Below are 12,587 nucleotides of genomic sequence, written 5' to 3' on the forward strand. Positions count from 1 at the left end.
AGCGCCGCGGTGTAGCCCTTGCGCGCCGCGGACGCATCCAGCCGTTCGAGCGCGGCCAGCGCCGCGCCGGTGCCCGCGCCGTCCAGCGAGGCCGGCAGCAGATCGAGCGGCAGCGTCGTCATCGCCCAGTAGTCGCCGCGCGCCCAGGTGCGCTCGAAGACCGGCAGCTCGACCTCCTGCCGCGCGGTCTTGCCGCTGTGCAGCAGGATGGTGCGGCGTTGCTTGTCGTAGCCGACCACCACGGCGTAGTGCCACACCGGCGCGATGTCCAGCGACAGGTTCTGGAACACGATCACCGGATGCCCGGCGGCGACCTCGGTCAGCAGCGCGTCCAGCCGCGGCGGCAGCACGTAGGCCGGCAGGCCCTGGCGGCGCGTCGCGACCAGCATCTCCGTCTGCAGCGAGCCCTTGCGGCCGGGCAGGAAGACCTGCGGCTTCAGCTGCTCGACCGTCGTCGACTTGCCCGCCGTGCGCAGCAGCATCGCCAGCGCGGCTGGGCCGCATTCGTAGTCGTCCTGCGCGATGAAGGGCGTCCTGCCCGACAGGTCCATGCGTGCCGGCAGATCGGCGGGCCACTGGCGTTCCAGTGCTTGCAGCTGTGGCGGCGTGCTTGCACACCCGCCCAGCAGCAACGTGAGGGCCAGCGCGGGCGCGGCAAGCGCGATCAGCGACCGGGAGGACCGGTCGGATCGGGCTGGCCGGCCCGGCCCGGCCAGCCAAGCGAACCGGACGAGGGACATGTCGACCTCAGCGGATCGAACGCGTGAACGGGAAGACCTTGGTGAAGCCCAGGATGTCGGTCACCAGCAGGATCACGAACACCGCGAAGATGATGCCCAGCACGTCGCCGCCGGCGGGGGCCTGCGCGATGCGGCCGTCCAGGGCGCGGATCTCGTCGTCGGACATGGCGTCCACGCGCGCTTGCGCGGCGGCGCCGTCGACGCCTTCCTTGACCATGGCCTGGCGCACGTCCTCGCGGGCGAAGAAGGCGTTGACGCGGATGCGGCTGTCGGCGGCGGTGCCGGCAGGGGCTGCGGGCTGCACCAGCGCATCGGTCGGCACGACCTGCGCGCTCGCATGCATCGGCAGCGCCATCAGCGTGCACGACGCGATCAGCGTGGAGGCGATCGCGCGCTTGGCCAGCGACGGGCGCGACGCCTGGGTCGTCGCGACGATCGCGGCAGTAGCTTCGGAGGCGGCTTGGAAAGCTTGTTCTTGTCGGTTCATGATGGACCTGGATGAAGGAGTGGCGAAATCCTAGGTCCGCGCCCGATGCTGTTACAAGTTCGATTACCGGGCGTCACAACGGATGCAACTCCCGGCTGATCCGATGCCCGGAAAGGCTTGAAATACGTGATAGAGCCGCTTCAGCGATCGCAGCGTTGGCCGCTGGCGCTGCGCATGATCCAGCGCTCGGCCTTGCGGGACAGCAGCGCGGTGGAACTGAGCGTGCCCAGGTCGCAGGTCGTCGCGTCGACCTCGGCGAACTGCGCGAGCTCGACCGTGTCCGCGTCGCGCCAGCGCATGAAGCGGAAGCTGATGGCGGACTGGTCCGGCGCGGGCTGGAAGCGGTAGCGCTCGACGAGGCGGCCGTCCTCGCGGCTCCAGATGACGACGCCGTTGAACTCCAGGCCCGGCGACGCGTGCGTCACGACGAGGTAGCGCCCGTCCGGGGACGGGTTGACGTTGCCGTGCATCACATAGCGGGTGCCGTCCGCGCGGGAGATCCACAGCAGTTCGCTGCCGGCGGCCAGGGTCGCGCGCACGACGTAGAACTGGCCGTCGGGCGACAGGCCGTCGAGGCGGAAGTCGACCGCGGGCAGGCCGGGATCGTTGGGGTCGGGGCGCTGGCTGTCGAGGATCACCGGCCGGCCCTTGGCGACCGGCAGCCACAGCCGCAGGTCGTCGCGACGCGCCGCCACGCCGAGCCGGCGCAGCACCTCGGCTTCGGCCTGGATGCGGAACTGCTCGTCGGACCCTTCTTCGGTCACGGGACCGCCGGCGCTGGCGGACGAGGGCTCGAACAGCATGCCGCGCGGGGCGAACCCGGCCGAGGCGGCGGGTCGGGGCGGCGCGGGCCATGCGTTGGAGGAGGCATCGGCGGCGAACCCGGTGAACATCAGCGCGAGCGCGACGGCTGCGCCGAATGCTCGGCCTGCTCGGTCGGCGCGTCCGGCACGGACGGTGGACGCAGCTGCCGGAAAGGCTGCCAGAGAGGCTTCCGGAAGGGCTTGCGGAAGGGCTTGCGGAACGGCGGGCAAGGCGGACGACATCGGACGGAACTGCGGACGCGGACAGAGCGGAGGGCTAGGCGCCGCAGTCTAAAAGCGCTCCGTGCGCTGGCCCACACAACTTACGCCTGGTGACAAGGCCTGCCCCCGGCGGGGTCAGGCCTTGAGTGGCGTGATCGCCTTCAGCGCTTGCAGCGCGGCGTCGTGACGTCCTTGAGCGCCCAGCTCTCGCCGTCTCGCGCGAGCACGACCAGGGTCTCCTCCTGCGCATTCGGGCAGGTGAGGGGGTCTCCGGGCGTGGTGCGCTCCAGCTCGATGGTGCGGTTGTCCTTCCAGCGCATGAAGCGGTAGAGGGCGTCGTGCCCACGGCCCTCGTGACGGAAGCGCTCGGTCAAGCGGCCCGGCGAGCGCTCCCAGACGATGATGCCGTTGAAGTCCAGCGTTTCCGAGGCATGAACGACGGCCAGCAGTCGTCCGTCGGGCGAAGGCAGGGGCGTTGCGTGGACCGATACCCGCTCGCCGTCCTGGCGCGAGACCCAGATCACGTCGCTGCTTTCGTAGTAGGTCGCGCGCACGACGAAGAACTCCCGGTCCGGCGACAGGCCGTCGAAGCGGTAGTCCTCGTAGGCCGCCTCGTTGTGGCCGCTGGCGTTGGGCCAGACGCTGTCGAAGAGCTCCGGCCTTCCGGAGACCGTCGGCAGCACCAGCCGCGAGCCGGTGCGCTTGATGAGGTCGTGCCGGCTCGAGGCATTGGCCTTGCGGATGGCGTCGGCCTCGGCCTTGGCGCGGAAGGCCTCGTCCGAGCCCTCGCTGCCGTTCGCCTGGCCCGGGTCCGCGTCGGGACGCGCGCGCGGCAGGTCCTTGGTGAAGTCGCCCTTGGGCGCGATGCCGGTGGACTTCGCGGGCGGCGGCGGCTTGTACGCCTGCGACTGCGCGGCGGCGGGGCCGGCGGCGGTCGCCGCCAGGGCGGCCAGCGCGAAGGGGACAACGGATCGGGCGAGGGGGCGCATGAGGGTCTGTTCAGTTCAGCCGTGGATCGCCGCGGCGACGATCTGGCCGATGGAGATGCACATCGCCGCGACCACGACGGCCAGGGCCATGTTCTTGTGCTCGACGATCTCTTCCCACAGCTTGTACGGGGTCAGCTTGTCGATGACGACGAAGCTGATCCAGAACACCAGCACGCCGATGAGCGCGTACAGGATGGAGCCCAGCACGATCGCGGGCTTGAGCCATTCGAAACCTTCCATGTCGTTCTCCTGGGAACTTGATACCGGTGAAGAACGGCGGGCGGAGATCCGAGCTGCCGGAGTGTCTCCGCGATTGCCGTCGTCGTCGTCGTGAGTCCGGGTGACTCTGAGTGACTCTGGTGACTACTTGTGGCCGCCGCCACCGCTGCTGTAACCGCCGTACGAGCCGCCGCTGGAGCCGACGTACCCCACGCCCGAGCCGCGGCTGCTGCGCTTGCACTGCTGGTACTCGGCGCTGCTCTCGCCGTAGGTGTCCTTGTAGCGGTCGCAGTCGTCCTTGCTGCAGGCGCGCAGCATCGCGAACAGCACCGCGATGACGAAGATGCCGATGATGATGTTGCGCAGCAGCTTGCCCTGGTCCATGCCCGACGTGACGTCGCGGCGCAGCGCCGGCATCCTGTCCTCGGGCAGGGCGGAGAAGCGGCGCACCTCGGCGGCGTCGACGGCTCTGCCATGGCTCCAGGTCACCTCGTTGCCGGCCTGCTCGCTGCTGAGCAGCTCCAGCCGCGCGCCGTTGCGCCATTCGTAATCACGGACGAGGGCGCGTTCCTCGCGCTTGACGCGCCAGTAGAACTCGCCGAGCACATAGGTGACCTTCGCGGTGTAGGTCCACTTGTGCTTGAAGTCCTTGTCCTTGTAGCGGACCGATTTGCCCCCCGCGTTGGAGGGCGCGCCGGTGATCGGACGAACGACGCTCCAGCCGTCCTCGGTGTCCACCAGGAAGGCGAAGCCCTCCATGCGGCTGAACAGCAGGTACTCGCGCCAGAAGGTCTGTTCGTCCTCGCCGGACTCGGGGATGTCGCAGCGCTCCAGGTAACCGACGACCTGCCAGGGCTTGGGCGTGCCGCCGTCGATCGCCAGCAGCCCGGTGGTGCCGAGCGGGATCTGCGGTTCGCCGCCGGTGTTCTGGCGGTAGGCCGCGAGATCGGCGCCCGCGCCCTTCGACACGTCGACGACGGATTGGCACTGGCCGCAGACGATGGACTGCGTCGTACCGAGTTTGGGTTCGAGCGCGGCGCCGCAGTTGGGGCAGGGCAGCGCCTTCGATTGCAGCGTGGCGCCGCTGGCCTCGCGCAGGCCGGTCAGCGCCAGATCGGCGAGCTGGACCGCGCGGCCGATCGACCAGGTGGGCTGCGCCGGATCGCTGTATTCCAGCGTCGCGACCTCGTCGGCCGTGTTGCGCAGGTCGACGACGGGATAACTCTTCGCCAGCTCGGGCGGATGCGGCAGTTCGCCTTCGGCGGCGGCCAGCGTCGCGTCGACGATGGACGCGACCTGCCAGGCCGAGCCCGCGAGCATCTGCAGACCGCCGGGGCGCAGCGTCGCGGGATCGGGCGCGCGCTCCTGCAGCGGCGCCTCGAAGCTGATGACGAAGCTGCCGTTGTCCTCGGCCAGCCAGCCGCTGCGGGGCGGCTGGTCGGCGCTGGCGTCGAAGAGCAGGTGCCACTCGTTCCAGCTGCCGTCGGCATAGGCCATCTGCAGCCGGCCGGCGACGAAGAAGCCCGCGCCCGCGTAGCGCCCGGCGGCGCCGAGCTGCAGCGGCGAGTAGTCCTCGAAGAGTTCCGCGCTGGTGCCGATCTTGCGCAGCGCATCGCCCTCACGCAGCAGCGTGGAGCGGCAATAGCTGCAGACGCCGCTGGCGGACGCGGCCGAGGCGAACTCGACCGGCGCCCCGCAGTTCGGGCAGTGCGCCTGCCAGCGGCGCTGGGGGGAAGCGGTGGCCAATCAGGATCCGGAGCGAGACATGCCGGGAGACGCGGATGGCGTCAGCTGAGCTTCTTGAGCAGGTCGGCCTTCTTGGCGGCGAACTCCTCGTCGGTGAGGATGCCCTTGGCCTTCAGGTCGCCGAGCTTTTCCAGCAGCAGGAGCACCTCGTCGGCGCTGGCGCTGACGGGTTGCGGCTGCACCGGCGCGGCACCTTGGGCCGACGCCTGCGCGGCCGCCTGGTTCGCGCCGGCCAGCCCTTGCTGCAGCTGCTGCGCCATGGTCTGACCGAGCGCCAGACCGGCGCCCAGGCCCATCGCATCGCCCGCGATGCCGCCACCGCCGCCCGCGCCGACGCCCTCGGCGAGCTTGGGAATGGCTTGCGCGGTCTGGTACTGCAGGAACTGGCCCATGTTCTGGCCGATCATGCCCATGCCGATCTTCTGGTCGAGGATCTTCTGCAGCTCCTCGGGCAGGGAGACGTTCTGCAGCGTGACCAGCTCGAGCTTGAGGCCGAGCGCGTCGAAGGACGCGGCGTTGGCTTCCTGCAGCGCCTTGGCGAACTCGACCTGGTTGGCGGCGAGGTCCAGGAAGGGGATGCCGGACTGGGCGACCGCGTCCGAGATGTGCTGCAGCATCAGGCCGCGGAGCTGGCCGTCGAGCTCGGTGACGGTGTAGCGCTCGCGGGTGCCGGAGATCTCGGTGTGGAATTTCTTCGGATCGACGATGCGGTACGAGTAGTTGCCGAACGCGCGCAGGCGCACGGCGCCGAAGTCCTTGTCGCGGATGGTGACGGGCTGGGTGGTGCCCCAGCGCTGGTCGATCTGCTGGCGGGTGGAGAAGAAGTAGACGTCGCTCTTGAACGGGGACTCGAAGAGCTTGTCCCAGTTCTTGAGGTAGGTCAGGACCGGCAGCGTCTGCGTGGTCAGCTTGTACATGCCGGGGCCGAACACGTCGGCGACCTTGCCTTCGTTGACGAAGACGGCCATCTGCGATTCGCGCACGGTGAGGGAGCCGCCGTACTGGATTTCAAAGTCCTGCATCGGGTAGCGGTACGAGAGGACGCCGTTGTCGTCCTCCGTCCACTGGATGATGTCTATGAACTGTTTCTTGATGAAGTCCATCAGGCCCATGGCGCTGCTCCACGAAAGGCACGGTCCAAGTCGACCGTCGCGGAGGAGTATCCCTCAGCGCCGGGGCGACCTTGGTCACCCTGAGGGGGGAGGTTCGTATGGAGCGCGCGACGCGGCGGATCGCCGCCTCCGACGCCCCGCTGCGCCTGCTTCGACGTCCCCGGGCGCCTACTTCGACGTGCCGCAGCTGGCCGAGGTCGGCGTCCACAGCGTCGGCGTCGTGGCCGGCGTCCAGCCGGCGCCGGCCCACGCGGTGTGCGTGACCAGGGCCTTGTAGGTCTTGCCCTGGTAGCTCACGACGGTGCCGACGTTGAATGTCTTGCCTTCGCTCCAGGCGGCGCAGCTGGGTGCCGGCGCAGGAGAGGGGGCGGGCGCCGGTGAAGGCGCGGGGGCCGGGGACGGTGCTGGCGAAGGAGCGGGAGAGGGCGCCGGCGCGGGCGAGGGGGCCGGAGAAGGTGCCGGCGGAGGCGGCGTGGCGCCGCTGGTGTCGGTGCCGTGGGTGGCGGTGGTCCAGCCGAGGAACTCGAACCCGCCCTGGTCGGGGCCGTGCGAGCGCACGTAGGACTGGAAGTTCGGGATGGCGACGCCGCGGCTGAGGTAGCCGTTGAGCGCCAGCTCGGTGTAGCCGGACTCGGTGTGATAGCTGCGGCAGTCGCGCACGCCCGAGCCGTTGCTGAGCGACTTGGCCATGTACTCCAGACCCATGGCCAGGCGCGGCAGCGCGTCCTTGCTGTTGGGCTTGTGCATCCAGACCGAGTTGTCGCCCTGGTTGGCGGCCATCTCGGCGGCCTGGGCGATGCCGATCAGGTTGTACTGCGGGTGCCAGCAGTCGCGGGCCTTCAGCTCGTTGATCTCGCCGTTGCCGTAGATCGACACCGGGATCATCTCGATCAGGCGGGTCAGCCCGGCGGCGTAGCGGGTCGGGTTGTCCTGGTAGACGCCGGTGGCCATCATGCCCAGCGCGGCCGAGACGGCCCAGTTGTTGACGCGCGATTGCGCCTTGGCGGTCTCGGTGTAGAGGCGGTCGACGAAGCCGTTGAAGCGCGTCACCTCGGCGGCCGGCCAGTTGCCCAGACCGCCGCCGTGGTGGCGCAGGATCTCGGCGGCGCTGATCCAGACCGGCAGCATCCACGCGGCTTCGAGCTGCACCTGTGCGGCGTTCGTGCCGGAGGCGACGGTGAAGCCGCGGAAGGTCGCGGCCCAGTCGTTGAGGATCGCGACGGCCTTGTCGCGGTGGCGCACGTCGTTGGTCTTCACCCAGCGCAGGGTGTTGAGGTAGGCGGCCATCGCGTCGTTCTTGAAGCGCGACTCCTGCGGGCCGCGCGCGCTGCCGACGACTTCCACGGTCGTCAGCGCCTGATGCGCATACGTGTAGTTGCTGCGTGAGTCGGCGAGGACCACGGCGTAGCCCGTCTTGATGCCGCTGCCGGACGAGGAGTTGGCCGAGGCCTTGAACGTGTCCAGCCGCGCCTGGCTCATGAAGATGCCGGGGTGGCGGAACTTCGCGGGCGCCGAGGCCTGGATCGTGGCGCGATCGCCGTCGCCCTGCGCATCGGGCGCGTCCTGCGCGTCGGACGCGGACGCCGAGCCCGACGCGATGACGCGCGGGTCGAGGGCTTCACCACCGCCGCAGGCCGCCAGCGCCGCCAGGAGGACGGGGGTGAGCGTCCATCGGAAGCGTCGGACGAAGCCTGCTTGTGGCGAGCGTGCGTGGCGCTTGGAGGTGTCCAGTCCGGTCATGTGCTTGAAGCTCCGCTGATGAGGGCGAGGCGACTTTACGAACCGGAAAACTTGAGGGATGTGACGGTGGGTAATGAGATGCGAGCGCAGAAACGACTGCGCGGAGGAGCTACCGCGAAAGGGGTAGTTGCCGGGCGCCTTGCCCGACCTGGCCAGTGGACGGGCGTATCAGGACGCTCGACTCTGAGCCGCTTCCACCCTTGCCAGCACCGTCGCCACTTCGAAGAAGACGAGCCGGCGGCGCGTCTCGATGCGGGTGAACTCTTCCGCCGACGGCACGAGCTCCAGATCGCCGAAATGGGCGTGGCGCAGCCATCCGCTGAGGCAGGCCTGCGCGATGAGGAGGGCGCGGTCCGTCGACGCGGCGTCATCGGTTCCCCCCGCGATGCCGAAGATCGCGCGCAGCGGGATGCCGGCGGCGTCGGCGGCGAAGAAGTCCTGAGGAACCAAGGGCGGCGCTCGTCGTGACGAGTCGCCTGGGAGGCGGTCGTTGGCAGTCACTGGCGGCACCCGGTGGGAAGGGATCGCCAGTCTGTCGGGACCTGGCCCGCATCGCGTCCGTGGAAACCCGCCGCAAGCGTTTGGCTTTGAGCGATGCGCGCACGCCGCATCAATATCAATACCCGCGCGTCTCCATCGGCGGCTTTCCCAGCCTTACCTGTTCCCGCGCTCGCGCCTCTTCCTTCATGAGCCTGCCGTTGGCGACGTAGCGCACGATCCACGGCAGCGTGCGCAGCTTCGCGCCGCTGGCCGTCGCCGGCACCCAGGCCTTGGCGCATTTCTCGAAGAGCTCCGCGTTGAGCGCGAGGCGCGACGGCGTCATGCCCAACAGCAAGACCTGACCCGCATGCAGCGCCACGTTCCCGCCGTCGGCCAGTGCGCCGGGCAGTTGCGAGAGACTTTCGGTGGGCCTCGCCATCTGGCCGAGCTGCCGGATCTGCTCGTCGAAGACCGACGGCATCCATCCGCCGAAAGCGCCCATCTGCCGGCAGAACGCGCCGCCGCCGATCAACACGGCGCAGACGTCCTTGCGCGCCTCGTAGACCGTGCGGTGCAGCGCGATCGCTGCGATCGCCGCGTTGTCAGCGACCTCCGAAGCGCCGGACCGGATCGGCAGCGTCTGCATCGATGCGTCCGCCGCGGACCCCCAGCCCATCCGCCCGCTCTCGGGATCGCGCACCGAGAGGCTGTCCGAAACGCCCGGCATGAGCCCGCGCGCCAGCAGCCGCTGCCGAAGGCTGAGCCACGTGTCGCGGAACGCGTCGCCGCTCATGCCAGCGCCATCACGTCGTCGAAGCGGTTCAGCGCATCGTCGATGACGTCGTCGGTGTCGGCCAGGCTCGTGTAGAGCCGGCTGCCCGCGACCGAGATCAACCCGTGCGCGGTGAACGCCGCGCCCATCTCCTCCATCATGTGCTTGCGACGCTTCGCCTCGTCCTTGACCTTGATGAGCTTCCACAGGCTGCTGGTGTCGAGCAGCAGCACGCCCGAGGTCTGCAGATGGACGATGGAGCCGAGGTTGTAGGCCACGTACGGCAGACCGCGTCGCTGGATGATCTCCTCCAGCCCGATGCGCAGACGCTCGCCCGCGCGACCGGCCACCGCCGGCGCGTTGGTGCGCTCGACCTCGAGGAGCGAGTGGTAGCCCGCCACGCAACTGAGCGGATTCGCCGACAGCGTTCCGCCGACGAAGGCCCGCCGCGAGGTCGTCCCGATCCCGCCGACCAGCGACATCATGATCTCCCGCTTGCCCCCGATCGCGCCTGCCATCGGGTATCCGCCCGTCAGGCACTTGCCCAGCACCGTGAGGTCCGGCGTCACGCCGAAGTAGGCCTGCGCGCCGCCCATGCCGGTGCGGAAGCCGGTCACCACCTCGTCGAAGATCAGCAGCGCGCCGAACTCGTCGCAGAGCGCGCGGACCTGCGCGTTGAATTCGCGGTGCACCGGCCGCGTGCCGCTCTCCGGCCCGAAGGGCTCCAGCAGCACCGCCGCCGTGCCGCCGCGCAGCCGGTTCCAGCGCAGCAGCCGGCGCAGCGCCTCGGGGTCGTTGGGCAGGCACTCCTGCGTGTTCGCCGTCGCGCCGTGCGGGATGCCGATGGCCTCCATGCGGCCGGTCTTGGGCAGCCGCATGCCGTAGACCAGTTGATCGCTCCAGCCGTGGTACGCGCCGCCGATCTTGATCACGCGCTGGCGCCGGGTGAAGGTGCGGGCCAGCCGCACCGCGCCCATCACCGCCTCGGTGCCGGAACCCAGCATGCGCAGCATCTCCACGCCGGGCATGTGGCGGCAGACGAGCTCGGCGAGCTTGACCTCGTACTCGTGCAGCAGGCCGGTGACCGGGCCGCAGTCGTCGAGCAGCGCGTGCACCGCCGCGCGCACCGCCGGTGGATTGCTGCCCAGCAGCGTCGGTCCGCCGGCCTGCAGGAAGTCGATGTAGCGGTTGCCGTCGATGTCGGTGAGATGCGCGCCCTCGGCGCGCGTGATCGCCAGCGGGAACGGATGGTTGAAGGCCAGGTTGTGCTGCACGCCGCCGGGAATCACGGTGGCAGCCTGTTCCGCGAGCCGCTTGGACCCGGCGCAGTGGTCGTCGAACCAGCGCAGCACCTTGGGCATCGCGTCCGGACGGATCGGCCGCATCGGCTGGTTCACCAGCGTGGCGAGGCGCTCGTAGAGCGCGTGCGTGTCGGGCCAGGAGGGCAGGGCGGATTCAGTCGTCGACATCACGGTCTCTTGAGATGAAGCAGCAGATCGCGCACCGGGGTGAGTCGGGCCCGGAGGCCCGGCTCGCGCCGGGCGCGTTCATCGATGCGCGCCGCGAGCAGATCACGGGCGAGTGTTTCGAGACGCTCGACGGCGTCGAGCGCGGTGGCGCTGTCCGCGGCGCAGCAGAGGATGCCATGGTTGCGCAGCAGATAGGCCTGGCGGTCAGGGCGGACGGCCTTGGCGAGCTTGCCCGCCAGCCATGCCGTCCCCGACGGCGCATAACCGACGACCGGCACCTCGGCGCCTAGCCAGTGACGATGCGCTTCCGGCACCCGCAGGGTCTCGCCGATGAGCGCGCAGGCGCTCGCCAACGGCTGGTGCGTGTGGATGCTGCAGCCCACGTCCGGCCGCGCGCGCAGCACGCGGGCATGCAGACCGGTTTCGACGGAGGGCTTGCGTTCACCGTGGCTCTCGTCGTCGACCACGACTAGATCGGCCAGGCGCAGCACGCAGACGTCCTCGGGCCGCATGACCAGGTAGTCCGTCGCGGATGGGGTGACGGCGACGAATTCGGCATCGATGCGCAGCATCAGGTTGCCGCCGGTGCCGGCGAAGTAGCCGCGCTCGGACAGTTGCAGGCAGAGATCGACGACGTGCCTGCGTTCGATCTCGTGCTTCATGCAGCGGCTCCTGAACTTGCGCCTTCTGCGACGGCTCCCGCAGCACCCGCCGTGCCCGTCGCGGGGACACGGTTGAGCCGGTGGTACAGCGGCGCCAGACGCTCCCGGACTTCCTTGAAGGCCTCGAACTTGTCGCCGTAGAGCCGCCTCAGCGCCAGGGTGGGGTCATAGATGCGGCGGGTGCGACGCAGCGATGCCAGATCGCTGAAACGCAGCGCGCCGGTGCCGATGCCCGCGAGGAAGGCCGCGCCGATCGCATTGGCCTGGATGGGGTGCTCGAGCTGCCGGATCGGCTGGCCGGTGACGTCCGCCAGGATCTGGCACCAGACGTCGCTCTGAGCGCCGCCGCCGACCGCCGCGATCGTGCCGGGCGAGCATCCGAGCAGCCGGGCGAACGGCTCCATCATCCAGCGCGTGTTCAGCGCGACGCCTTCCAGGAAGGCGCGGAAGATGTCCTCCCGCGAATGCTCCAGCGAGAGGTTGATCAACCCCGCCCGCAGCAGCGGATCGTCCACGGGCGTGCGCTCGCCGAAGAGCCACGGCGTGTAGATCAACCCGCGCGCACCCGGCGGCACCCGCGCGGCGATCTTGTTGAGCAGCTCGTAGACGGCGGGGTGTTCCTCGTCGGACGCCAGCTCGTCGGGGTGGTAGAGGATGCGGTCGCGCAGGAAGGACAGGTTGGCGCCGGCCGTCGACTGCAGCGCGAGCGCGAGATAACGATCGTCGACCGCGCAGGGCACCGCGGCGATCTTGTGGCGGACGTCCGTGCGCATGTTGGGCACATGCGCGCCCAGCCAGGAGGAGGTCCCCAGGTACAGGTGGGTCTCGAAGTCCGGCACGGCGGCGCTGACCGCGACCGCGGAGGTGTCGACGGCGCCGGCCACGACCGGCGTCGTGGCGGGCAGGTCCAGCCGCGCGGCGACCTCGGGCAGCAATGGCCCCAGCAGGTCGGTGGAGCGGACGAGCGCCGGCAGCTTGTCGGCGTCGAGGTCCAGCGCGCGGATCAGGCGCTGGTCGTAGCGGATGCGGGAGGGATCGCGGTTGTCGGTGACCCAGCTGGTGAGGATGGAATCCTGCGTCGCGCAGACGCGCCCGCACAGGCGGTAGTTCAGGTAGTCGAGCGCGTTGAGGAAGCAGCGCGTCGCG

13 protein-coding genes are annotated in these 12,587 nt (G+C 69.8%); all 13 read right to left on the reverse strand.

Annotated features, from left to right (window positions below; translation table 11 throughout):
- A partial coding sequence (locus VF536_RS06485; RefSeq protein WP_331613997.1) for a PA2778 family cysteine peptidase occupies nucleotides 1–740 on the reverse strand: 740 nt, incomplete at its 3' end.
- A 7-nt stretch (nucleotides 741–747) separates the two neighbouring features.
- Nucleotides 748–1,227, reverse strand: a complete 480-nt coding sequence (locus tag VF536_RS06490; protein WP_331613998.1) for a PA2779 family protein — start codon at nucleotides 1,225–1,227, stop codon at nucleotides 748–750.
- Nucleotides 1,228–1,367: 140 nt separating this feature from the next.
- Nucleotides 1,368–2,120, reverse strand: a complete 753-nt coding sequence (locus tag VF536_RS06495) for a hypothetical protein (RefSeq protein WP_331613999.1) — start codon at nucleotides 2,118–2,120, stop codon at nucleotides 1,368–1,370.
- Nucleotides 2,121–2,413: 293 nt separating this feature from the next.
- Nucleotides 2,414–3,241 carry a hypothetical protein gene (locus VF536_RS06500; protein ID WP_331614000.1) on the reverse strand — a complete coding sequence of 276 codons (828 nt, stop codon included), beginning with the start codon at nucleotides 3,239–3,241 and terminating at the stop codon, nucleotides 2,414–2,416.
- 15 nt (nucleotides 3,242–3,256) lie between these two features.
- A complete protein-coding gene (locus VF536_RS06505) occupies nucleotides 3,257–3,481 on the reverse strand; it encodes a DUF350 domain-containing protein (protein ID WP_297525741.1) in 225 nt (74 codons plus the stop codon).
- Nucleotides 3,482–3,604: 123 nt separating this feature from the next.
- Nucleotides 3,605–5,206, reverse strand: coding sequence for a DUF4178 domain-containing protein (locus VF536_RS06510; RefSeq protein WP_331614001.1), 1,602 nt, complete (start codon nucleotides 5,204–5,206; stop codon nucleotides 3,605–3,607).
- A gap of 41 nt (nucleotides 5,207–5,247) precedes the next feature.
- The gene (locus tag VF536_RS06515) at nucleotides 5,248–6,318 is read right to left on the reverse strand and encodes an SPFH domain-containing protein (RefSeq protein WP_331614002.1); all 1,071 of its coding nucleotides are present in this window, start codon (nucleotides 6,316–6,318) and stop codon (nucleotides 5,248–5,250) included.
- A gap of 168 nt (nucleotides 6,319–6,486) precedes the next feature.
- A complete protein-coding gene (locus VF536_RS06520; RefSeq protein WP_331614003.1) occupies nucleotides 6,487–8,058 on the reverse strand; it encodes a carbohydrate-binding protein in 1,572 nt (523 codons plus the stop codon).
- Nucleotides 8,059–8,226: 168 nt separating this feature from the next.
- Nucleotides 8,227–8,508, reverse strand: coding sequence for a hypothetical protein (locus tag VF536_RS06525; RefSeq protein ID WP_331614004.1), 282 nt, complete (start codon nucleotides 8,506–8,508; stop codon nucleotides 8,227–8,229).
- A 166-nt stretch (nucleotides 8,509–8,674) separates the two neighbouring features.
- Nucleotides 8,675–9,331, reverse strand: coding sequence for a hypothetical protein (locus tag VF536_RS06530; RefSeq protein WP_331614005.1), 657 nt, complete (start codon nucleotides 9,329–9,331; stop codon nucleotides 8,675–8,677).
- Nucleotides 9,328–10,779, reverse strand: a complete 1,452-nt coding sequence (locus VF536_RS06535; RefSeq protein WP_331614006.1) for an aspartate aminotransferase family protein — start codon at nucleotides 10,777–10,779, stop codon at nucleotides 9,328–9,330. The genes VF536_RS06530 and VF536_RS06535 overlap by 4 nt, the downstream gene beginning before the upstream one ends.
- Nucleotides 10,779–11,441 (reverse strand): class II aldolase/adducin family protein, encoded by a 663-nt coding sequence (locus VF536_RS06540; RefSeq protein ID WP_331614007.1) that lies wholly within the window; start codon nucleotides 11,439–11,441, stop codon nucleotides 10,779–10,781. The genes VF536_RS06535 and VF536_RS06540 overlap by 1 nt, the downstream gene beginning before the upstream one ends.
- Nucleotides 11,438–12,587: xylulokinase (locus VF536_RS06545; RefSeq protein WP_331614008.1), on the reverse strand; the 1,150-nt coding region annotated here is incomplete at its 5' end. The genes VF536_RS06540 and VF536_RS06545, both read right to left, overlap by 4 nt.

This window comes from Roseateles sp. (genome assembly GCF_036486225.1).
GTDB lineage: Bacteria > Pseudomonadota > Gammaproteobacteria > Burkholderiales > Burkholderiaceae_C > Roseateles.

Excerpts from the sequence above, each read along its gene's own strand:
- VF536_RS06495 (WP_331613999.1), bottom strand. The coding sequence starts at position 2,120 with ATGTTCACCGGGTTCGCCGCCGATGCCTCCTCCAACGCATGGCCCGCG.
- VF536_RS06490 (WP_331613998.1), bottom strand. The coding sequence starts at position 1,227 with ATGAACCGACAAGAACAAGCTTTCCAAGCCGCCTCCGAAGCTACTGCC.
- VF536_RS06520 (WP_331614003.1), bottom strand. The coding sequence starts at position 8,058 with ATGACCGGACTGGACACCTCCAAGCGCCACGCACGCTCGCCACAAGCA.
- VF536_RS06515 (WP_331614002.1), bottom strand. The coding sequence starts at position 6,318 with ATGGGCCTGATGGACTTCATCAAGAAACAGTTCATAGACATCATCCAG.
- VF536_RS06535 (WP_331614006.1), bottom strand. The coding sequence starts at position 10,779 with ATGTCGACGACTGAATCCGCCCTGCCCTCCTGGCCCGACACGCACGCG.
- VF536_RS06505 (WP_297525741.1), bottom strand. The coding sequence starts at position 3,481 with ATGGAAGGTTTCGAATGGCTCAAGCCCGCGATCGTGCTGGGCTCCATC.
- VF536_RS06530 (WP_331614005.1), bottom strand. The coding sequence starts at position 9,331 with ATGAGCGGCGACGCGTTCCGCGACACGTGGCTCAGCCTTCGGCAGCGG.
- VF536_RS06540 (WP_331614007.1), bottom strand. The coding sequence starts at position 11,441 with ATGAAGCACGAGATCGAACGCAGGCACGTCGTCGATCTCTGCCTGCAA.
- VF536_RS06500 (WP_331614000.1), bottom strand. The coding sequence starts at position 3,241 with ATGCGCCCCCTCGCCCGATCCGTTGTCCCCTTCGCGCTGGCCGCCCTG.